Annotated in this window: 21 protein-coding genes; 15 read left to right on the forward strand and 6 right to left on the reverse strand. The window is 65.2% G+C overall.

The window, feature by feature from the left end:
* Positions 1-105: hypothetical protein (locus ACNFCI_RS18325; RefSeq protein WP_416768096.1), on the reverse strand; the 105-nt coding region annotated here is incomplete at its 3' end.
* A gap of 266 nt (positions 106-371) precedes the next feature.
* Here ACNFCI_RS18325 and ACNFCI_RS18330 point away from each other — a divergent pair.
* The 4 genes from ACNFCI_RS18330 (at position 372) to ACNFCI_RS18345 (ending at position 4662) form a co-directional block, all read left to right on the forward strand.
* Entirely contained in the window at positions 372-2336 is a 1965-nt protein-coding gene (locus ACNFCI_RS18330) for a sigma-54-dependent Fis family transcriptional regulator (protein ID WP_368830274.1), read from the forward strand.
* Positions 2337-2402: 66 nt separating this feature from the next.
* The gene (gene mpl, locus ACNFCI_RS18335; RefSeq protein ID WP_084855568.1) at positions 2403-3752 is read left to right on the forward strand and encodes a UDP-N-acetylmuramate:L-alanyl-gamma-D-glutamyl-meso-diaminopimelate ligase; all 1350 of its coding nucleotides are present in this window, start codon (positions 2403-2405) and stop codon (positions 3750-3752) included.
* Positions 3749-4378 (forward strand): flavin prenyltransferase UbiX, encoded by a 630-nt coding sequence (gene ubiX, locus ACNFCI_RS18340; protein WP_084855567.1) that lies wholly within the window; start codon positions 3749-3751, stop codon positions 4376-4378. Before mpl ends, ubiX begins: the two co-directional genes overlap by 4 nt.
* Positions 4375-4662 (forward strand): YceK/YidQ family lipoprotein, encoded by a 288-nt coding sequence (locus tag ACNFCI_RS18345; protein ID WP_084855566.1) that lies wholly within the window; start codon positions 4375-4377, stop codon positions 4660-4662. Before ubiX ends, ACNFCI_RS18345 begins: the two co-directional genes overlap by 4 nt.
* Before the next feature lie 76 nt (positions 4663-4738).
* Here ACNFCI_RS18345 and ACNFCI_RS18350 read toward each other — a convergent pair whose 3' ends face one another.
* The 3 genes from ACNFCI_RS18350 to ACNFCI_RS18360 all read right to left on the reverse strand — a co-directional run bounded on the left by ACNFCI_RS18350 (position 4739) and on the right by ACNFCI_RS18360 (position 7675).
* Positions 4739-5383, reverse strand: a complete 645-nt coding sequence (locus tag ACNFCI_RS18350) for an oxidoreductase (protein WP_084855565.1) — start codon at positions 5381-5383, stop codon at positions 4739-4741.
* Between the two features lie 26 nt (positions 5384-5409).
* Positions 5410-7143, reverse strand: coding sequence for a C13 family peptidase (locus ACNFCI_RS18355; RefSeq protein WP_084855564.1), 1734 nt, complete (start codon positions 7141-7143; stop codon positions 5410-5412).
* 76 nt (positions 7144-7219) lie between these two features.
* Positions 7220-7675: a MaoC family dehydratase gene (locus ACNFCI_RS18360; RefSeq protein ID WP_084855563.1), complete on the reverse strand. Its 456-nt coding sequence runs from the start codon at positions 7673-7675 to the stop codon at positions 7220-7222.
* A 168-nt stretch (positions 7676-7843) separates the two neighbouring features.
* Here ACNFCI_RS18360 and ACNFCI_RS18365 point away from each other — a divergent pair, with 168 nt between their 5' ends.
* Genes ACNFCI_RS18365 through ACNFCI_RS18375 form a run of 3 tightly spaced genes read left to right on the forward strand, consistent with a single transcriptional unit; the run spans position 7844 to position 9519 of the window.
* Positions 7844-8206, forward strand: coding sequence for a CidA/LrgA family protein (locus ACNFCI_RS18365; protein ID WP_084855562.1), 363 nt, complete (start codon positions 7844-7846; stop codon positions 8204-8206).
* Positions 8203-8919: an LrgB family protein gene (locus tag ACNFCI_RS18370; protein WP_368830276.1), complete on the forward strand. Its 717-nt coding sequence runs from the start codon at positions 8203-8205 to the stop codon at positions 8917-8919. Before ACNFCI_RS18365 ends, ACNFCI_RS18370 begins: the two co-directional genes overlap by 4 nt.
* Before the next feature lie 9 nt (positions 8920-8928).
* Positions 8929-9519, forward strand: coding sequence for an LON peptidase substrate-binding domain-containing protein (locus tag ACNFCI_RS18375; protein ID WP_084855560.1), 591 nt, complete (start codon positions 8929-8931; stop codon positions 9517-9519).
* A gap of 45 nt (positions 9520-9564) precedes the next feature.
* On the opposite strand, the gene ACNFCI_RS18380 is transcribed toward ACNFCI_RS18375, so the two are convergent.
* Both ACNFCI_RS18380 and ACNFCI_RS18385 read right to left on the reverse strand, forming a co-directional pair.
* Positions 9565-10881, reverse strand: coding sequence for a bifunctional DedA family/phosphatase PAP2 family protein (locus ACNFCI_RS18380; protein ID WP_368830277.1), 1317 nt, complete (start codon positions 10879-10881; stop codon positions 9565-9567).
* A 3-nt stretch (positions 10882-10884) separates the two neighbouring features.
* Positions 10885-11577, reverse strand: a complete 693-nt coding sequence (locus tag ACNFCI_RS18385; RefSeq protein WP_368830278.1) for a DNA-3-methyladenine glycosylase — start codon at positions 11575-11577, stop codon at positions 10885-10887.
* Between the two features lie 219 nt (positions 11578-11796).
* Between ACNFCI_RS18385 and ACNFCI_RS18390 the strand changes: the two genes are divergently transcribed.
* The 8 genes from ACNFCI_RS18390 to ACNFCI_RS18425 are packed head-to-tail and all read left to right on the forward strand — an operon-like array spanning position 11797 to position 19750.
* Complete coding sequence (locus ACNFCI_RS18390) at positions 11797-13068, forward strand: glutamate-5-semialdehyde dehydrogenase (RefSeq protein ID WP_368830279.1); 1272 nt, start codon at positions 11797-11799, stop codon at positions 13066-13068.
* Between the two features lies 1 nt (position 13069).
* Positions 13070-13729, forward strand: a complete 660-nt coding sequence (nadD, locus tag ACNFCI_RS18395) for a nicotinate-nucleotide adenylyltransferase (protein ID WP_084855556.1) — start codon at positions 13070-13072, stop codon at positions 13727-13729.
* Between the two features lie 43 nt (positions 13730-13772).
* On the forward strand, positions 13773-14192 hold the full coding sequence (gene rsfS / locus ACNFCI_RS18400) for a ribosome silencing factor (RefSeq protein WP_084855555.1): 420 nt from the start codon (positions 13773-13775) through the stop codon (positions 14190-14192).
* A 9-nt stretch (positions 14193-14201) separates the two neighbouring features.
* Positions 14202-14669, forward strand: a complete 468-nt coding sequence (rlmH, locus tag ACNFCI_RS18405) for a 23S rRNA (pseudouridine(1915)-N(3))-methyltransferase RlmH (protein ID WP_084855554.1) — start codon at positions 14202-14204, stop codon at positions 14667-14669.
* Between the two features lie 17 nt (positions 14670-14686).
* Complete coding sequence (mrdA, locus tag ACNFCI_RS18410; RefSeq protein ID WP_084855553.1) at positions 14687-16576, forward strand: penicillin-binding protein 2; 1890 nt, start codon at positions 14687-14689, stop codon at positions 16574-16576.
* Between the two features lie 38 nt (positions 16577-16614).
* Positions 16615-17718: a rod shape-determining protein RodA gene (gene rodA, locus ACNFCI_RS18415; protein ID WP_172402970.1), complete on the forward strand. Its 1104-nt coding sequence runs from the start codon at positions 16615-16617 to the stop codon at positions 17716-17718.
* A gap of 17 nt (positions 17719-17735) precedes the next feature.
* On the forward strand, positions 17736-18746 hold the full coding sequence (mltB, locus tag ACNFCI_RS18420; RefSeq protein WP_084855573.1) for a lytic murein transglycosylase B: 1011 nt from the start codon (positions 17736-17738) through the stop codon (positions 18744-18746).
* Positions 18746-19750 (forward strand): septal ring lytic transglycosylase RlpA family protein, encoded by a 1005-nt coding sequence (locus ACNFCI_RS18425; protein ID WP_368830280.1) that lies wholly within the window; start codon positions 18746-18748, stop codon positions 19748-19750. Before mltB ends, ACNFCI_RS18425 begins: the two co-directional genes overlap by 1 nt.
* Positions 19751-19858 lie beyond the last annotated feature (108 nt).

A 19858-nucleotide genomic window follows, 5' to 3' on the forward strand; every position in this document is an offset into this window, starting at 1 on the left:
GTATTCACCCTTGACCGGAGGAACGAACTCACCGCCGATGTAGTTGCCATAGCGGCTCTTGAAGGTGATTTTCGCGCCTTCGGTACCCGGATGTGCGTAACGCATGGTGTGTCTCCTGGCTATTGTGTTTGTTGCGGAGTTCAAAAGCGTAGAGCAAAGGTCGGGCCAGTGCTGTCGAGCCCTTGATAATCAAGGTGTTGGCCGGTTGATGATGAGCGGCGCAGTGGCCTGTGTGGCAACTGTGGCACGCGTTGCGTGACAGTTTGTACCGTTCCCGGCGCAGCCCATGACTCGTCGGTCAGCGTGCCATTGCAAAGCCTCGATGGGTGGAGGATGCTGGCGGGACGCTCTATCTGCGGAGAACAAGAACGATGCAGAGCAACGCCTTCAGCCGCCACGCCCACCAGGTCCTCACGGTCGCCCGTGGCCAGGCCAGCGGGCCGGGCAGCGACCCGTCGATCGCCCGCTCCTGGCTGCGCTGCCTGGAGGACTACCACCTGGACCCGACGCTGGCCCAGGCGCCTGTCGTGCTGGAGCATGGCCGCCTGCTGGAAAGCCGTGAGCGTCTGCGCCAGGTGTTGCAGATCGCCGATACCGAAATGAACAGCCTGCATCAGCAGCTGTCCGGCGCCGGCCATGCGGTATTGCTGACCGATGCCCGCGGGGTGATCCTCAATTGCGTCACCGCCCCTACCGAGCGGCGTATCTTCGAGCGTGCCGGGTTGTGGCTGGGCGCCGACTGGAGCGAGGCCAGCGAAGGCACCAACGGCATCGGCACCTGCCTGGTCGAGCGCCAGGCCCTGACCATTCACCAGGGCGAGCACTTCCGTGGCCGGCATACCGGCCTGACCTGCTCGGCGAGCCCGGTGTTCGACCCGCACGGCGAGCTGCTGGCGGTGCTCGATGTGTCTTCGGCGCGCCCGGATGTCTCGCGCCAGAGCCAGTTCCACACCATGGCGCTGGTCAACCTCTCGGCGAAGATGATCGAGAGCTGCTATTTCTTGCGTCATTTCGAGGGCCAGTGGCTGCTGCGCTTCCATCTGCAGGCCGAATCGGTCGGGCTGTTCAGCGAGGGGCTGGTGGCGTTCGATGGCAATGGGCGGATCTGCGCGGTCAACCAGAGTGCACTGAACCTGTTGGGCACTATTCGCGGTGGGATGCTTGGCAAACCGGTGGAGATGTTCTTCGCCTGCAGCCATGACGAACTGTTCAGCCGCGCCACGCCCCAGGGCAGCGCCGCCTGGCCGTTGCATACCCGCGACGGGCGCCAGGTATACGCCAGCCTGCGCGGGCAGGGGCGTACCTCGGCCTGGTCGGTGCCGGCCAGCCTGGCCGCGGCCCGGCGCGAGGCGCCTGAGGGCATCTGCCTGGTCGACCCCGCGCTGGCGCTCGACCTGCAGCGCGCCGTGCGTGTGTTCGAACGTGACGTGCCCTTGCTGCTGCAGGGCGAGACAGGGTGTGGCAAGGAGGCGTTCGCCCAGGCCGTGCACCGGGCCAGCCAGCGCCGGCACAAACCGTTCGTGGCCATCAACTGTGCATCGATCCCCGAGAGCCTGATCGAGAGCGAGCTGTTCGGCTATCGCGGCGGCACCTTCACCGGGGCGCGCAAGGAAGGTATGCGTGGCAAGCTGCTGCAGGCCGATGGCGGCACCTTGCTGCTCGATGAGATCGGCGACATGCCGCTGGCCTTGCAGACACGCCTGTTGCGGGTGCTGGAGGAGCGCCAGGTGGTACCGATCGGTGGCGAGCCCCAGCCCGTGGATGTGCGCATCATCAGTGCGACCCACCGCGACCTGCTGGAGCGGGTACAAGAGGGCAGCTTCCGCGAAGACCTGTACTACCGCCTCAATGGCCTGGAAGTGGCCTTGCCGGCCTTGCGCGAGCGCAGCGACAAGGCGCAGTTGCTGGACTTCCTGCTGGCGCAGGAGGCTGGCGGGCAGCCGGTGGACATCGAGCCTGCGGCGCGCCAGGCGCTGTTGGCGTTCGCCTGGCCAGGTAACGTGCGGCAGATGCGCAATGTGCTCAAGACGCTGGTGGCGCTGTGCGAAGACAACCGCATTGCCTATGCCGACCTGCCTGCAATCGTCAGGACGTCCATGGGGCCTGCTGGCGCAATCGCGGGACAAGCCCGCTCCCACAACGACCCTGCTGGCGCAATCGCGGGGCAAGCCCGCTCCCACAACCGTGCGACACTCGAAGGCGCCGAACGGGCCGCGTTGCTGGCAGTGCTCGAAGAAAAGCGCTGGCACATGACCCATACCGCCGAGCATCTGGGCATCAGCCGCAATACCTTGTATCGAAAACTGCGCAAGCACGGCATTTCGAAGGTCGGCTGAGCGAAACAGCGAGTGCGATTTCCCTCGCCCTGGGCTACCCTGCCTCGACGTTTTGCGAGGTCGACCATGCACATTCACATTCTCGGTATTTGCGGCACTTTCATGGGTTCGCTGGCGGTGCTGGCCAAGGAGCTGGGCCACCGGGTCACTGGCTCGGACGCCAACGTCTACCCCCCGATGAGCACCCAGCTCGAAGCCCAGGGCATCCAACTGACCCAGGGCTACGATCCGGCCCAGCTGGAGCCGGCACCGGATCTGGTGGTGATCGGTAACGCCATGTCCCGGGGCAACCCCGCGGTGGAGTACGTGCTGAACAAGGGCCTGCCCTACGTCTCCGGCCCACAGTGGCTGGCCGACCATGTGCTGCAGGGGCGTTGGGTACTGGCCGTCGCCGGTACCCACGGCAAGACCACCACCAGCAGCATGCTGGCCTGGGTCCTGGAACATGCCGGCATGAGCCCGGGCTTCCTGATCGGCGGCGTGCCACAGAACTTCTCCGTATCTGCCCGCCTGGGCGGTACCCCGTTCTTCGTGGTCGAGGCCGACGAGTATGACAGCGCCTTCTTCGACAAGCGCTCCAAATTCGTCCACTACCACCCACGCACGGCGATCCTCAACAACCTTGAATTCGATCATGCGGATATCTTCCCTGATCTTGCGTCCATCGAGCGGCAGTTCCACCATCTGGTACGAACCATTCCCAGCGAAGGCCTGGTTATCCACCCCACCACCGAGCAAGCCCTGGAGCGCGTGATCGGCATGGGTTGCTGGACGCCGGTGCAGACTACCGGCGAAGGTGGCCAGTGGCAGGCCCGGTTGCTCAGTGCCGATGGTTCGCACTTCGAAGTGCTGTTCGAGGGCGTGGTGCAGGGGGTGGTCGAGTGGGAGCTGACCGGCCAGCACAACGTGGCCAATGCCTTGGCGACCCTGGCGGCGGCCCGCCATGTAGGCGTGGCTCCGGCCATGGCCATCGAAGGTCTGAGCGCCTTCAAAAGCGTCAAGCGGCGCATGGAAAAGGTGGCCGAAGTGCAGGGCGTCACCATCTACGACGACTTCGCCCATCACCCGACGGCCATTGCCACCACCCTCGACGGCCTGCGCAAGCGTGTCGGCGAGGCGCCGGTGATCGCCGTCATCGAACCGCGCTCCAACTCCATGAAGCTTGGCGCCCACCGTGATGGCCTGCCTGACAGCGTCGACAATGCCGACCAGGTGATCTGGTACGCACCGCCCAACCTGGGCTGGGACCTGGCGGCCACGGCGGCGCAATGCAAGGTGCCGGCTGTGGTGGCCGATAGCCTTGAGGCGATCATCGAGCGGGTCAAGGGCCAGGCCCGCCCAGGCACCCATGTGGTGATCATGAGCAATGGCGGCTTCGGCGGCCTGCATGGCAAGCTCGCCGAGGCCCTCAAATGAGCGGGCCGGAGCGCATCACGCTGGCCATGACCGGTGCTTCCGGGGCGCAGTATGGCCTGCGCCTGCTCGACTGCCTGGTGCGTGAGGATCGCGAAGTGCATTTCCTCATCTCCAAGGCGGCGCAGCTGGTAATGGCCACCGAGACCGACGTGGTGCTACCGGCCAAGCCCCAGGCGATGCAGGCATTCCTGACCGAGTACACCGGCGCAGCCGACGGGCAGATCCGCGTGTACGGCAAGGAAGACTGGATGGCGCCGGTAGCCTCGGGCTCCGGCGCGCCCGCGGCCATGGTGGTGGTGCCCTGTTCCACCGGTACCTTGTCGGCCATTGCCACAGGCGCCTGCAACAACCTGATCGAACGTGCCGCGGACGTGACCTTGAAGGAACGGCGCCAGTTGATCCTGGTGCCGCGTGAGGCGCCGTTCTCGACCATTCACCTGGAGAATATGCTCAAGCTGTCGCAGATGGGCGCTGTGATCCTGCCGGCGGCGCCGGGCTTCTATCACCAGCCGCAGACCATCGACGACCTCGTCGATTTTGTGGTGGCGCGTATCCTCAACCTGATGAGCATTCCGCAGGACATGCTGCCGCGCTGGGGTGAACATCACTTCGGGGTCGACGATTGAGGCGTGCACTGGCGGGGCTGTTGGTGCTGGCCCTGCTCGGTGGCTGCGCGACCGTGCGAACGCTGGATGCCAATAAACCGGGCGCACCGGTGGTGTACGCCGGAACGCGGCTGGACCTGTATGCGATGAACGGGGGATGCTGCCCCGAGGATCGTTTCGGGGCCAAGGCGCCGGCGTATCCTGGGCTCGACCTGCCGGGCAGCGCGTTGCTCGATACCCTGTTGCTGCCGTTGTCGCTGTTGACGGCATTGGGAGTTGGTTTCCAGGCAACCGGCGGTCTGTGATGCGCTGATCGCTGGCCAGCCGGTTCCCACAGGTGGGAGCCGGCTTGCCGGCGATCAGGCTGGAAGCGACCAGGGGTTATTTCTTGCCCAGCTTGCGCAACTCGTCGGATTCGACGATCCGCACTCCATCCTCTTCTTCCAGCGCCAGGCGCCACAGCGCCCGGGCCAAGGTGCACGCCTCGATCCCTCGGTACTTGCCAGGTATCAGCCGTGAGAACGGGGCGGCCAGACGCTCACCCATCCGCGGCTCCAGGCGTTCGCCGAGCAGCAGCGAAGGCCGGACGATGGTCAGCTGCGGCCAGTCCTGGGCCTTGAGCGCTTCTTCCATCTCACCCTTGACCCGGTTGTAGAAGATCGGCGACTTGGGGTCGGCTCCCAAGGCGCTGACCACCAGCAAGTGGCGGGCGCCCATTTCCCGGGCGCGCTTGCTGAACGCCACGACCATGTCCAGGTCGACGGCGCGGAAGGCGGTTTCCGAACCTGCCTGCTTGAGTGTGGTGCCCAGGCAGCAGAAGGCGATATCGACGCGGCCGGCCAGTTGCGGGAGAAACACGGCCGGGTCGCCCACGGGGTTTTCCAGGTGCGGATGCTCGGCCAGTGGCCGACGGGTAGGGGCCAGCACCCGGCTGATGGTGGGTTCGTTGAGCAGCCGGTCGAGCAGGTGTTCACCCGTCAGGCCTGTTGCTCCGGCAAGTAATACATGCTGAGGCGTCAAGTACATGATGTCTCTCCCTTGTTACACACAGCTTAGTGGGTGGCAGGCGATTTTTCCTGTTCATCCACCGCTGGCTGGGCTTCATTGCGCAAGGCTTCCTCGGCCTGCTGCCGGCGCAGGCGCTGCCAGTGTGCAAGCACCGGCGGTGGCGCCCAGAGCTGCGGCTCGGAGGCTTCGAAGCCTTCTCTTCTTTCTCGTTCGGCAACACTGGTGCGGGCCAGTTCGAACGCTTGTTTCAGGTCGTCGGTCTGGTTCAGGGCCTGGGCGAACAGGGCGTCGCCGAAGTAGGTGAAGTCGGCTTCTTCCGAGCAGCCGAAGGACACCCGGTCCGGGCGGGCGGCGGTCATGATCAGGGTGCGCTCGTCCTTGAGCGGGGCGATGTAGCCACCGGAATAGCAGGCCGAAATGACAATGACCTTGTCACGGTCCTTGAGCGGAGCCAGGGCGCTGGCCAGTTCGTCGGCGGCAAGGTCGGCCAGTTGCAGGCGCGGTTGGTCGAGCACCAGTTGGTGGTCCTGGCTGCCATGGCTGGTGAGGTAGATGAACACCAGGTCCTCGGGGCCGCTGCGCTCGGCCAGGGTACGGGCGGCGCGGGTGAGGTTCTCGCGGGTGGCCATGGGGCGGTCAGCCATGTGGTCACGGTGGTTGACCAGGGTTACCTGGCCATGGGCGCCGAAGCGGACCTTGAGCATGTTGCTGACATAATCGGCCTCGCGCAGGAATACGCTTTGCTGGCCATCACCTGCCACCACCAGGCTGTACAGCTCGATGGGCGCCTGGCTGGGTGGCACCGCGGCCAATGCCTTGTCCAGCAGCCTGCCCTGGTTGAGCAGGGCCAGGTCAAGCGGGTCGGGGAGCAGCTGGCCCTTGGCATCACGCACGCGTACGCCGTTGATCCAATACCCCTTGCTCACCTTGCCGTTGGCCTGTATCAGCCGGCCTTCGCCGTGGTAGGCATCGTTCTCGAAGCCGCCGATGTACTGGCTGCCGTCGGCCAGTTGCAGGCGGCCCTGGCCATGGAAGCGCCATTCGCGGAAGCTGCCCCGGTAGCGGCTGCCGTCGCTGCCGAGCATTTCGCCTTGGCCGTCGAGGGAGCCATCCTTGAAATCGCCGATCCACACATCGCCTTCTGCGTTCTCGTAGCGGCCGCGACCCTCCAGGCGATTGTCCTTGAACTCGCCGATGTACTGCTCGCCGTCGACGCTGTCGTAGGTGCCGCTGCCTTGCAGCAGGCCATCGATGAAACGGCCGCTGAACTGGTTGCCGCTGGCATCGCTGCGCACACCGGCGCCGTTGGGCTTGCCCTTGGCGAACAGGCCCTGGTAGCGGCTGCCGTCGGCCAATTCGAGCTCGCCGGCGCCTTCGTACAGGTCGTCCTTGAACTGGCCGCGGTAGGTCTGGTCGTTCTGCTTGAGGGTGCCTTCGCCGTCGCGTCGGCCATGCTTGAAGGTGCCGGCATAGTGGCTGCCTGGGGTGGTCAGCTCGCCCAGGCCGTGGAACAGGCCCTCGGCGAACTGGCCGCGATAGACCTCGCCGTTGCTGCCATGCCACTCGCCCTGGCCATGCCATTGGCCGTTCTGGAAGGTGCCGGCATACCAGCTGCCGTTGGGGTAGTCGATGCGCCCCTCGCCCTGCAGCAGGCCATCTACCACCTCGCCCCGGTAGCGCCCGCCGTCAGGCAGGCGGGCGTCCGGTGGTGACAAGGGTTCGCCCTCGCCGCAGGCAGCGAGCAACAGGGTCAGGGTCAGGGGCAGCAGGGCACGCATGGCAGGTTCCGGGCAAACGATGCGTCGAGTATGCCGCAGAAGCAGAAGCGGAGACAGCCGGGGAGGCTGCGGTGGTTCAGACGAAACACAGCGAAAGGGGTTCGGCGATGTAGGCGGGTTTCTCCTCGCCTTCGATCTCCAGGGTGGCGGTGACCTTGAGCAGCCATTGCCCCGGCTTCTTCTCGGTGGCCTCGGCCAGCTCGACGCTCAGCCGCACTCGGCTGTCGACCTTCACTGGCTGGATGAAGCGCACGCTGTCCAGCCCATAGTTGAGCGCCATCTTCAGGCCTTCGGGCAATACGAGGATGTCCTCCATCAGCTTGGGAATCAGCGATAGCGTGAGGAAGCCATGGGCAATGGTGCTGCCGAACGGCGTCTTTGCGGCCTTCTCGGGGTCCACGTGGATGAACTGGAAGTCCCCGGTGGCTTCGGCGAATTGGTTGATGCGCAGTTGGTCGATCTTCAGCCACTCGGAACGCCCCAAAGGCTTGCCGACATAGTGCGATAACGCGCTTACAGGTACATAGGGCATCGTGACTCTCCAAGTAGTCTTGCGCGTCGGTAGGCTTGATCTGGTACGCGAGTGCAAGATCAGCACGCTGTGGCAATACAGTCAAGTTGTCATCTTTTCGCCGCAAATCGCCTTATAGACGCCCCAGGGCCGTGCTTATAATGGCCGCACTGCCCGGAGGAGATCCTTATGCTGTTGCGTGGTTTGACCTGGCTGGTGCTGTTTCAGCTGCTGGGTACGGCGATCAATCACCTGTTCCTGCCCATCCTGCCCGGGCCGATCATCGGCCTGCTCTTGCTGCTGGTGACCCTGATGATCCGGGGCGAGGTCGGCAAGCCCTTGAACGAGGCGTCCAGCAGCCTGCTGCGCTACCTGCCGCTGTTGCTGGTGCCGCCGGCGGTGGGGGTGATGGTCTACGCCAAGGACATCGCCGCCGATTTCTGGGCCATCGCCGGCGCGCTGCTGATCTCGTGCCTGGTGACCCTGGTCTTCGTCGGTGTGCTGATGCAAAAGCTCATCCACCGTCAGGGCAAGCGCAAGGAGCAGGCATGATTTTCGACTGGCAAGGCGCGCTCGACGCCGTCATCCACCACCCCCTGTTCGGCATCGGCATTACCCTGGGGGCCTACCAACTGGTGCTGGCCGCCTACGAGAAGACCCGCTGGATCTTCCTGCAGCCGGTGCTGGTGTCGATGTTGCTGGTCATCGGTGTGCTGGTGACCTGCGGCATCGATTATGTCGAGTACCGCAGGAGCACGGAAATCATGGCCACCCTCCTGGGCCCCGCCACCGTGGCCCTGGCCGTGCCGCTGTACCTGAACCTGCGGCGTATCCGCCAGCTGTTCTGGCCCACATTTACTACGCTGGTAATCGGAGGCCTATTCGCCACCGTGGCCTGTTTGTTGCTGGGCTGGTGGTTCGGTGCCGAGCACATGATCCTGATGACCATGGCGCCGAAGTCGGTAACATCGCCCATCGCCATGCTGGTGGCCGAGCAGATCGGCGGCGTGGCAGCGCTGGCGGCGGTGTTCGTGTTGATCACCGGGGTGATCGGTGCGATCTTCGGCCCGGCGTTGCTGACCCGCTTTGGTGTGCACAGCCCCGAGGCCCGAGGCATGTCCCTGGGCGTGACCGCTCATGCGGTGGGCACTTCGGTGGCCTTGCAGGAAAGTGACGAATGCGGCGCCTTCGCCGCGCTGGCAATGAGCCTGATGGGTGTGGCCACGGCGGTGTTCCTGCCGCTGGCGATCAGCCTGGTGGCTTGAGGACGGACGATGACGCTACCGCTGTTTCCCCTCGATACCGTGCTGTTTCCCGGTTGCCTGCTCGACCTGCAGATCTTCGAGGCGCGCTACCTGGACATGATCAGCCGCTGCATGAAGCAGGGCGGCGGGTTCGGCGTGGTGTGCATCCTCGAAGGCGAGCAGGTCGGCAAGGCGCCGCCGGTGGTCGCCTCGGTCGGCTGCGAGGCGATGATCCGTGACTTCGTGCAGCAGGACAACGGCCTGCTCGGTATCCGTGTCGAGGGCGTGCGGCGTTTTCGCCTGGAACAGACCGAGGTACAGAAGGACCAGCTGATGGTTGGTGAGGTGCAGTGGCTGCCGGAGCTGGCGGACAGCGCCCTGTCCGAGCGGGACGATGACCTGCTGGCCTTGCTCCAGGCCCTTGGCGAGCACCCCATGGTGGCAGCACTGGACATGCCACGCGCCGTGGATGGCTGCCAGTCCCTTGCCAACCAGCTGGGCTACCTCTTGCCGTTCATGGAAGAGGACAAGCTCGACCTGCTGGCAATCGACTCGCCGCAGCTGCGGCTCGAGGCGATCCAGGACCTGCTGGAGCGTATCCAGGGCGAGTTGTTCGCTTGACCTTTTTCGTGCTGTGCACCGGCCCTATCGCCGGTGCAGCATTCATCAGTACTGATAGCGCAGCAGCGCCTGGGGCAGAGCATACAAGGCAAAGAACGCCAGCAGCGCCACGCACGCCGGCAGCACCAGCCACCACACCCGCAACGGCAGGGCATCGAGCGGCGTGCGATATTGCGCCAGCGTCAGGCTGACGGCACACACGCAGCAGGCCAGCAGGGCGCCGGCCATGATGTCCGTCGGCCAATGGGCCCCGAGGTACACCCGCGACAGCGCGATCGCCAGGGCCGGTAAGCACCCCAGCATTACCCAGGTCAGGCGCATGCGTGGTGGCTGGCCTCGCCCGGCCAGCACGGCCAGCACCAAGAAGAACGCGAAGGATGCCGAGCTGTGGCCGCTGGGCATGCTATAGCTGGTCAGCGGGTCGGTCAGCACCTCCGGGCGGGCGCGGGCGAACAGCCATTTCAAGGCGCCGTTGGCGACCGCCGTGCCCATCAGGGCGCCGCCGGCGAACAGCGCATGGCGCCATTGCCTGGCCAGCAGCAGAAGGCCCGTGAGCAGGGCGCCCAGGCATAGTTGGGTGCGGAAGTCGCCCAAACGGGTGATGACCACCACCAGGCCATCGATGGCCTCGCTGCGATGCTCCTGGACCAGCGTCATCACGCCCTGGTCGAATTCATGCAGGTAGGGCCAGCCGATGAACACCGCCGCCAGGGCCAGGAAGCTCAGGCTCGCGATCAGGCGGGTACCGTGGCGTTGGTCGCGAATGCTGCTGTGCAGGCTCAAGCCGATCAACACGGCCAGGGTGCCCGCGATGATGCCGGCATCGAGCCAGAAACCTTCCGGCAGCGGCAGGCGCATGGCTGCGCCCGTGGCCCAGCCGGGCAAAAGGTAGGCCACCGACCAGCCGGCACCGGCCACCAGGCTCACCGCGATGAAGCGCGGCAATGGCATGTCGAACATACCCGCCACCATGGGCAGCATCGGCCGCAGCGGGCCGATGAAGCGGCCCACCAGCAGGCTGGCGATGCCGTAGCGGTGGAAATAGGCCTCGGCGCTGGCGATCCATTCCGGGTGATGGCGCAGCAGGGGTAGGCGCCGGATGTTCTGGTGGAACTTCTTGCCCAGGCCGTAGGAGATGGCATCGCCCAGCAGGCCTCCGGCAAATCCCAGCAGCAAGGTCTCGCCGAGGCTGAAGGCCCCGCTGCCGGCCAGCACGGCCACGGCGAACAACAGGACGGTGCCCGGCACGACGATGCCGGCGATGGCCAGGCATTCCACGCAGGCCACCAGGAAAATTGCCAGGCCAAGCCACTGCGGGTTGGCGCTGAGCCAGCCGGTCAGGCTGTCGAGCCATTGGCCCATGAGTCAGCTTCCTTGTTCCAGGATAAAGAAATCACGCCCTTCGACTTGGCCCCGGCGCAGCGGGTTCCTCGTACAGAAGCGGGCGAACTCGGCATCGACGAAGCGGTACGGCAAATGTTCGTCACGGCCGTGGGGAATGCCCAGGCGGGTGGTCTGGATCACCCGCGGCACGGTAATTGCGCAGTCTTCGACATACAGGCGCTCGGGGTCGAAGCGCTTGGCGTCCCAGTTCGGTACTTTCAGGCCCAGGGCCCGGCACAGCAGGGTCTGGCCGGCGCACAGGCGCTCGGTCGGGCGCAGGTTGCCGCTGGCGTCGGGGTTGTTCAGTTGCATCTGTGCCAGGCTGTTGGCATCGGAAATGGCATCCACCCACGGGTAAGCGGACTTGATCAGCACGGCATTGCCCGGGCCATGGGCGCTGAAGTTCAGCGAGTCGCCACCGCGGGCGTAATACATGTAGATGTGGCCGCCATCGAGGAACAGCGCCTTGCGTTTTTCCGTATAACCGAGAGAGGCATGGCTGCCTTTGTCGGTGAGGTAGTAGGCCTCGGTCTCGATGATCCGGGCCGCAAGCCAGAGATCGCCATGGCGATGGCGGATCACCTTGCCCAGCAGTTCGCGGGCTACGGTCTGGGCGTCGCGGTCGAAGAAACTGTCGGGCAGGGCTCGGGCCGGGCAGGGGACGGGTGCTTGCATGCTGGCGGTTCGCGGTCTGTGAAGCGCGAATGATAGCAATTAATGGCTTAATCGAGGCTGAACGTGAGGCTTGGAGGTGCTTGGTGCGGGGGGCTCTCACAGGCGCTACAAAGCCTCAGCCAACCAAGAGATTTTCGACCATCCGCCACCCGCCGCTGGGCGTACCGGAGCGTGCCAGTTATAATCAGCCGATTTCCCCTTCGCCAAGACACCGAGCCCATGACTGAGTCCGTTCTTGACTACATGACCCGCCTGGGTCGCGCCGCCCGTGAGGCCTCGCGGGTGATCGGCCGTGCCAGCACCGCGCAGAAGAACCGCGCCCTGCAGGCCGCCGCAGACGCTCTGGACGCCGCCCGCGCCGAGCTGACCGCAGCCAACGAACAGGACCTGGCCGCCGGCCGTGCCAACGGCCTTGAACCGGCCTTGCTCGACCGTCTGGCCCTGACCCCGGCACGCATCGACGGCATGATCACCGGCCTGCGCCAGGTGGCCGGCCTGCCGGACCCGGTGGGCGCGATCCGCGACATGAGCTACCGTCCGTCGGGCATCCAGGTCGGCAAGATGCGTGTGCCGCTTGGGGTGATCGGGATCATCTACGAGTCGCGCCCGAACGTGACCATCGATGCCGCCAGCCTGTGCCTGAAGTCCGGCAACGCCACCATCCTGCGCGGCGGCTCCGAGGCCATCCACTCCAATCGCGCTATTGCCGCCTGTATCCAGCGTGGCCTGGCCGAGGCCGGCCTGCCGGCGGCGGTGGTGCAGGTGGTCGAGACCACCGATCGCGCAGCCGTGGGTGTGCTGATCAGCATGCCGGAATTCGTCGACGTCATCGTTCCGCGCGGTGGTCGTGGCCTGATCGAGCGCATCAGCCGTGATGCCCGCGTCCCGGTGATCAAACACCTGGACGGTATCTGCCATGTATTCGTCGACCAGCACGCCGAGCTGGACAAGGCCTGGCGCGTTGCCTTCAACGCCAAGACCTACCGCTACGGCATCTGCGGCGCCATGGAGACCCTGCTGGTGGACGCCAGCGTCGCCGAAGCCTTCCTGCCGGAAATGGCCCGCCGCTTCCAGGAAAAGGGCGTCGAGCTGCGCGGTTGCGAGCGCACCCGGGCGATCATCGAGGCCAAGGCGGCCAGTGAGGACGACTGGCACACCGAATACCTCGACGCGATCCTGTCGATCCGCGTCGTCGATGGCCTGGAGCAGGCCATCGAGCACATCAACCACTACGGCTCGCACCACACCGACTCGATCATCACCGAGCACCAGGGCCGTGCCCGGCGCTTCATGGCCGAGGTCGACTCGGCATCGGTCATGCTCAACACTCCGACCTGCTTCGCCGATGGCTTCGAATATGGCCTGGGCGCGGAAATCGGTATTTCCACCGACAAGCTGCACGCCCGCGGCCCGGTGGGCCTGGAAGGCCTGACCTGCGAGAAGTACGTGGTGATCGGCGACGGCCAGCTGCGCGGCCAGGAGTCCTGCTGAGTTGAGCAAGGCCCAGGCAGTCCGGCGCGTCGGCATTCTAGGCGGCACCTTCGACCCCGTGCACATCGGCCACCTGCGCAGCGCGCTGGAAGTGGCCGAGTTCATGGGGCTCGACGAGCTGCGCCTGTTGCCCAACGCCCGGCCGCCGCACCGCGACACACCGCAGGTGGCGGCTGAAGACCGCCTGGCCATGGTGCGCAGCGCCGTGGAGGGCGTCGAACGCCTGAGCGTGGATGCGCGCGAACTGGCGCGCGACAAGCCGTCGTACACCATCGATACCCTCGAGTCGATCCGCGCCGAACTGGGCGCCGACGACCAGTTGTTCCTGGTGCTGGGTTGGGACGCATTCTGCGGCCTGCCCGGCTGGCATCGCTGGGAAGAGCTGCTGCAACACTGTCACATCCTGGTGCTGCAACGCCCGGATGCCGATGTCGAACCCACTGACGAGCTGCGCAACCTGCTGGCGGCGCGCTCGGAGAGCGATCCCACCGCCATGTCCGGCCCGGCGGGGCACATTTCGTTCGTCTGGCAGACACCGCTTGCGGTGTCCGCCACGCAGATCCGACAGCTGCTGGCCAGCGGCAAGTCGGTACGGTTCTTGGTGCCGGACGCAGTACTGGCCTATATCGAGGCGCACGACCTTTACCGTGCGTCGCACTGATGGCGCCCGCAGGCGCCTCATTCATGAATTGAACGAGTTTCTTATGAGCAAGCAGAAAATCAACGGCGAAGAATTGGTCAACCTGGCCAAATCGGCCCTGGAAGACGTCAAGGCCCAGGACATCCAGGTCATCGATGTACGTGAAAAGCACAGCCTGACCGACTACATGATCATTGCCACCGGTACCTCCAACCGGCAGATCAACGCCATGGCCGAGAAGGTCCGTGAAATCGTCAAGCAGCAGGGCGTGCAGCCCCTGGGCGAGGAAGGCAAGGGCGACAGCGACTGGGTGCTGCTGGACCTCAACGACGTCATCGTGCACATGATGACTGCCGCCGCGCGCCAGTTCTACGACCTCGAGCGCCTGTGGCTGGGTGCCGAGCAGAGCCGCTCCGCCGACGGTAAGCACCACAGCCCGGAGAACGCCCACAGCTACTCCGAAAACCTCAAGGACCGGGGCTGAGGGCACGCTGTGCGCCTGCGTCTGATCGCGGTCGGCTCGCGCATGCCCCGCTGGGTCGAGGAAGGCTGGCATGAATATGCCAAGCGCCTGCCCCCGGAGCTGTCGCTCGAGCTGGTGGAAATCCCGCTGAACACCCGTGGCAAGAATGCCGACGTCGCCCGCCTGATCCGCCAGGAGGGCGAAGCCATGCTGGCCAAGGTGCAGCCGGGTGAACGCATCGTCACCCTCGAGGTCCATGGCAAGCCCTGGAGCACCGAGCAGCTGGCGACCGAGCTGGATCGCTGGCGCCTGGATGCGCGGACGGTCAACCTGATGGTAGGTGGCCCGGAAGGGCTGGCGCCGGAAGTCTGCGCCCGCAGTGAACAGCGCTGGTCGCTGTCGCCGTTGACCTTGCCGCACCCGTTGGTAAGGATACTGATCGGCGAGCAGATCTACCGCGCCTGGACCGTGCTGTCCGGGCACCCTTACCACAAATGAGCCTGTAAGCCCGCCCGATGTCGCAGCCGATTCGTCTCAAGGACCACGAGAAAGACGCCCGCCTGGTGCGCAACCGCGTCGTGGTCGGCGCAGTGGCGGTCGTGCTGCTGGTGTGCGTGCTGATCGCCCGGCTGTACTACCTGCAGGTCATCCAGTACGACTATCACTCCACGCTGTCGGAGAACAACCGGGTACATGTGCAGCCGATCCCGCCGACCCGTGGGCTGATCTTCGACCGCAATGGCGTGATCGTCGCCGACAACCGCCCAAGCTTCAGCCTGACCATGACCCGCGAACGCGCCGGCGAGTGGCGCCAGGTGCTCGACACCATCGTCGAGGTGCTGGGGCTGACCCCGGACGACCGCGCCTTGTTCGAAAAACGCATGAAGCAGGGGCGCCGGCCGTTCGAACCGGTGCCGATCCTGTTCGAGCTGAGCGAGGAGCAGATCGCCCGCATTGCCGTCAACCAGTTCCGCCTGCCTGGCGTGGACGTGGCGGCGCAGCTGGTGCGCCATTACCCGCAGGGGGCGCATTTTGCCCACTCGGTGGGGTATGTCGGGCGGATCAACGAAAAAGAGCTCAAGACCCTCGACCCGGTCAACTACAGCGGCACCCACCATATCGGCAAGACCGGCATCGAGCGCTTCTACGAAGCCGAACTGCATGGCCAGGTGGGCTACGAGGAAGTCGAGACCAACGCTCGGGGCCGGGTGTTGCGGGTGCTCAAGCGCACGGACCCGATCCCGGGCAAGGACATCGTCCTGAGCCTGGACATCAAGCTGCAGGAGGCGGCCGAGAAGGCCCTGGGCGGACGCCGTGGCGCACTGGTCGCGCTCGACCCGCGTACCGGCGAGGTGCTGGCCATGGTCAGCCAGCCGAGCTTCGACCCCAACCTGTTCGTCACCGGCATCAGCTTCAAGGCCTACGCCGAGCTGCGCGATTCGATCGACCGGCCGCTGTTCAACCGTGTGCTGCGCGGCCTGTACCCGCCGGGTTCGACCATCAAGCCGGCAGTGGCCATCGCAGGCCTGGACAGTGGCGTGGTGACCGCCAGCAGCCGTGTATTCGACCCGGGCTACTACCAGTTGCCCAACTATGACCACAAGTACCGCAACTGGAACCGCAGCGGCGACGGCTGGGTCGACCTGGACACCGCGATCATGCGGTCCAACGACACCTACTTCTATGACCTTGCCCACAAGATGGGCATCGATCGGTTGTCCGCCTACATGAACAAGTTCGGCATCGGCCAGAAGGTCTCCCTCGACATGTTCGAGGAGTCGTCCGGCCTGATGCCGTCGCGTGAATGGAAACGCGCCACCCGCCGCCAGGCCTGGTTCCCCGGCGAGACCCTGATCCTCGGCATCGGCCAGGGCTACATGCAGGCCACCCCCCTGCAGCTGGCCCAGGCCACCGCGCTGATCGCCAACAAGGGCAAGTGGAACCGCCCGCACCTGGCCAAGACCATCGAAGGCAAGCCACCCGTGGACGAAAACCCCATGGCGGACATCGTCCTGCGCGACAAATCCGACTGGGCCAAGGTCACCCACGGCATGGAGCAGGTGATGCACGGCGCCCGCGGTACTGCGCGCAAGGCCGCCCTCGGTGCCCAGTACCGCATTGCCGGCAAGAGCGGTACCGCCCAGGTGGTGGCGATCAAGCAAGGCGAGAAATATGACCGCAACAAGCTTCAGGAGCGCCATCGCGACCATGCCCTGTTCGTTGCCTTCGCCCCGGCCGAAGACCCGAAGATCGTGGTCTCGGTGATGGTCGAGAACGGCGAGTCCGGCTCCGGCGTTGCGGCACCGGTGGTCCGTCAGGTGATGGACGCCTGGCTGCTCGACGAGAACGGCCGCCTCAAACCCGAATTCGCTCCTGCCACCGTTGTCCAGGAATCGGCCCCGTGAAGAACAATTTCGATCGCATGCTCTCCAGCGAGGACGTGATGCGGCGACGCGCGAGCTTCCTGCAGCGCATCCACATCGACGGCCCCCTGCTGGTCATCCTGCTGACCCTGGCGGCCGGCAGCCTGTTCGTCCTCTATTCGGCCAGCGGCAAGAACTGGGACCTGCTGATGAAGCAGGCCAGCTCGTTCGGCCTGGGCCTGGTGTCGATGTTCGTCATCGCCCAGCTCGAGCCTCGCTTCATGGCGCGCTGGGTGCCCCTGGCGTACGTGGTCGGGGTGCTGCTGCTGGTGGTGGTGGACGTCATGGGCCACAACGCCATGGGCGCCACGCGCTGGATCAACATCCCCGGAGTGATCCGCTTCCAACCCTCGGAATTCCTCAAGATCATCATGCCGGCGACCATCGCCTGGTACCTGTCCAAGCGCACCTTGCCGCCGGACCTCAAGCACGTGGCGATCAGCCTGGTGCTGATCGGCGTGCCGTTCATCCTGATCGTGCGCCAGCCCGACCTGGGCACGGCATTGCTGATCCTGGCCTCGGGCGCGTTCGTGCTGTTCATGGGTGGCCTGCGCTGGCGCTGGATCATTAGCGTGATCGCCGCCGCCGTGCCGGTGGCGGTGGCCATGTGGTTCTTCGTGATGCACGACTACCAGAAGCAGCGGGTGCTGACCTTCCTGGACCCGGAGAGCGACCCGCTGGGCACTGGCTGGAACATCATCCAGTCCAAGGCGGCGATCGGTTCGGGCGGGGTGTTCGGCAAGGGCTGGCTGCTAGGCACCCAGTCGCACCTGGACTTCCTGCCAGAAAGCCATACCGACTTCATCATCGCCGTGCTCGGCGAGGAATTCGGCCTGGTCGGCATTTGTCTGCTGCTGCTGATCTACCTGCTGCTGATCGGGCGTGGCCTGGTGATCACAGCCCAGGCCCAGACCCTGTTCGGCAAGCTGCTGGCAGGCAGCCTGACCATGACGTTCTTTGTATATGTATTCGTCAATATCGGTATGGTCAGCGGCCTTCTGCCCGTGGTGGGCGTGCCGCTGCCCTTCATCAGCTATGGCGGAACTTCGTTGGTGACGCTGCTGTCAGCGTTTGGCGTTCTGATGTCGATCCATACGCACCGCAAATGGATTGCACAGGTTTGAATAAGGTGAAGAATTTCATGCAAGCAGTGCGTGGCTGGGCTGCCCGTTGTGCGCCCTGGATTGGCGCGATGGGCTTGTTCGGCGCAGTCCAGCAGGCCAATGCCGGCGATTACGAGCGCTCGCCCCAAGTGGCCGAGTTCGTCGGCGAGATGACCCGCGACTACGGCTTCGCCCAGGAGCAGCTGATGGGCGTGTTCGGCGAGGTGCAGCGCAAGCAGTCGATCCTCGACGCCATTTCGCGTCCGGCCGAGCGGGTCAAGCCCTGGAAGGACTACCGGCCGATGTTCATCACCGATGCCCGCATCGCCCGTGGCGTGGACTTCTGGCGCCAGCACGAGGCGACCCTGGCCCGCGCCGAGCAGGAGTATGGCGTGCCGGCGCAGGTCATCGTCTCGATCATCGGCGTGGAGACCTTCTTCGGTCGCAATACCGGCAACTTCCGCGTGATCGACGCCTTGTCCACCCTGGGTTTCGATTACCCGCCGCGCGCCGAGTTCTTCCGCAAGGAACTGCGTGAATTCCTCCTGCTGGCCCGTGAAGAGCAGCTCGATCCACTCACCCTCAAGGGGTCGTACGCCGGCGCCATGGGCCTGCCGCAGTTCATGCCGAGCAGCTTTCGCAGCTACGCCGTGGATTTCGACGGCGACGGCCACATCAATATCTGGAACAACCCGGATGATGCCATCGGCAGCGTCGCCAGCTATTTCAAGCGCCACGGCTGGGTGGCCGGCGAGCCTGTGGTCAGCCGCGCGCTGGTGGTCGGCGAGCGCGCCGACGAGGGCCTGACCACCGGTATCGAGCCGGTCAAGACTGTCGGAGAGTTGCGAGCCCTGGGCTGGTCGAGTCATGATGCGCTGCGCGATGATCTGCCGGTCACGGCCTTCCGGCTCGAAGGCGAGCAGGGCCCGGAATACTGGATGGGCCTGAAAAACTTCTACGCGATCACGCGTTACAACCGCAGCGTGATGTACGCCATGGCGGTGCATCAGCTTTCGGAACAGCTGGTTCAAGCACGGGGCGTCAAGTAATGCGCGTAATTTTCTCCACCCATTCCCTCAAGCTGCTGGGCTGTGTCGCGGTCGGCCTGGCCCTGGCCAGCTGCTCCTCCAATCGCGCCACGGCGCCCAAACCAAGCGGCAATGTCGTGCGTACCCAGCCCGGGCTGGACATCAATCGGGCTCACAAGGACGGCGCCCCCTGGTGGGACGTGGATGTGAACAAGATCCCCGATGCCACGCCGACCGTGCACACCGGCGCCTACAAGGCCAACCCCTACACGGTGCTGGGCAAGACCTACTACCCGATGCAGGACTCGCGCAACTACCGTGCCGAAGGTACCGCGTCGTGGTACGGCACCAAGTTCCATGGCCAGAACACCGCCAACGGCGAGCTCTACGACCTCTATGGCATGAGCGCGGCACACAAGACCCTGCCGCTGCCGGCCTACGTACGGGTGACCAACCTGGCCAATGGTCGCAGCGTGATCCTGCGGGTCAACGACCGTGGCCCGTTCTACTCCGACCGTATCATCGACCTGTCCTACGCGGCGGCGAAGAAGCTCGGCTATGCCGAAATCGGCACCGCCCGCGTGCGCGTCGAGGGGATCGACCCGCAGCAGTGGTGGGCCGAGCGTGGTCAGCCGGCGCCCATGGTGCTCAAGCAGCCCCAAGTGGCCCAGACTCAGGCGATTCCGGCCAATACCGGCAAGGTCGAGCAGTGGACGCCGCCGCCCCAGCAGCATGCGGCGCCGGTGGTGCCGGTGCAGATGGGCGGCAACAATGTACCGGCCAACAACGGCGGCAGCTTCCTGCAGGTCGGGGCCTTCGCCAACCCGGATGCTGCCGAGTTGCTGCGCGCCAAGCTCAGCACCATGGTCAGTGCGCCGGTGTTCATCAGCTCCATCGTGCGTAACCAGCAGACCCTGCATCGCGTGCGCTTGGGGCCGATCAACAGCCAGGGCGAGATCCAGCAGGCCCAGGACAGCATTCGCCTGGCCAACCTGGGGCAGGCCAAGCTGGTCACGGCCGACTGATCCACGACTTTTTCTGTAGGAGCGGCCTTGTGCCGCTCCTACCGGTTGTGCACCGGCAACAGGTGTACAGCCAAACTGTCGGTTTTGTCATGAATTGCCGGCCCTGGC

It is taken from the genome of Pseudomonas sp. NY15356, assembly GCF_048068175.1.
In the GTDB taxonomy this organism is placed as follows: Bacteria; Pseudomonadota; Gammaproteobacteria; order Pseudomonadales; family Pseudomonadaceae; genus Aquipseudomonas; species Aquipseudomonas putida_K.

Excerpts from the sequence above, each read along its gene's own strand:
- ACNFCI_RS18370 (WP_368830276.1), top strand. The coding sequence starts at position 8,203 with ATGATTTTCGACTGGCAAGGCGCGCTCGACGCCGTCATCCACCACCCC.
- ACNFCI_RS18375 (WP_084855560.1), top strand. The coding sequence starts at position 8,929 with ATGACGCTACCGCTGTTTCCCCTCGATACCGTGCTGTTTCCCGGTTGC.
- ACNFCI_RS18350 (WP_084855565.1), bottom strand. The coding sequence starts at position 5,383 with ATGTACTTGACGCCTCAGCATGTATTACTTGCCGGAGCAACAGGCCTG.
- ACNFCI_RS18425 (WP_368830280.1), top strand. The coding sequence starts at position 18,746 with ATGCGCGTAATTTTCTCCACCCATTCCCTCAAGCTGCTGGGCTGTGTC.
- ACNFCI_RS18330 (WP_368830274.1), top strand. The coding sequence starts at position 372 with ATGCAGAGCAACGCCTTCAGCCGCCACGCCCACCAGGTCCTCACGGTC.
- mpl (WP_084855568.1), top strand. The coding sequence starts at position 2,403 with ATGCACATTCACATTCTCGGTATTTGCGGCACTTTCATGGGTTCGCTG.
- ACNFCI_RS18380 (WP_368830277.1), bottom strand. The coding sequence starts at position 10,881 with ATGGGCCAATGGCTCGACAGCCTGACCGGCTGGCTCAGCGCCAACCCG.
- ACNFCI_RS18360 (WP_084855563.1), bottom strand. The coding sequence starts at position 7,675 with ATGCCCTATGTACCTGTAAGCGCGTTATCGCACTATGTCGGCAAGCCT.
- rsfS (WP_084855555.1), top strand. The coding sequence starts at position 13,773 with ATGAGCAAGCAGAAAATCAACGGCGAAGAATTGGTCAACCTGGCCAAA.
- mrdA (WP_084855553.1), top strand. The coding sequence starts at position 14,687 with ATGTCGCAGCCGATTCGTCTCAAGGACCACGAGAAAGACGCCCGCCTG.
- rodA (WP_172402970.1), top strand. The coding sequence starts at position 16,615 with ATGCGGCGACGCGCGAGCTTCCTGCAGCGCATCCACATCGACGGCCCC.
- ACNFCI_RS18385 (WP_368830278.1), bottom strand. The coding sequence starts at position 11,577 with ATGCAAGCACCCGTCCCCTGCCCGGCCCGAGCCCTGCCCGACAGTTTC.
- ACNFCI_RS18390 (WP_368830279.1), top strand. The coding sequence starts at position 11,797 with ATGACTGAGTCCGTTCTTGACTACATGACCCGCCTGGGTCGCGCCGCC.
- mltB (WP_084855573.1), top strand. The coding sequence starts at position 17,736 with ATGCAAGCAGTGCGTGGCTGGGCTGCCCGTTGTGCGCCCTGGATTGGC.
- ubiX (WP_084855567.1), top strand. The coding sequence starts at position 3,749 with ATGAGCGGGCCGGAGCGCATCACGCTGGCCATGACCGGTGCTTCCGGG.
- ACNFCI_RS18365 (WP_084855562.1), top strand. The coding sequence starts at position 7,844 with ATGCTGTTGCGTGGTTTGACCTGGCTGGTGCTGTTTCAGCTGCTGGGT.
- ACNFCI_RS18355 (WP_084855564.1), bottom strand. The coding sequence starts at position 7,143 with ATGCGTGCCCTGCTGCCCCTGACCCTGACCCTGTTGCTCGCTGCCTGC.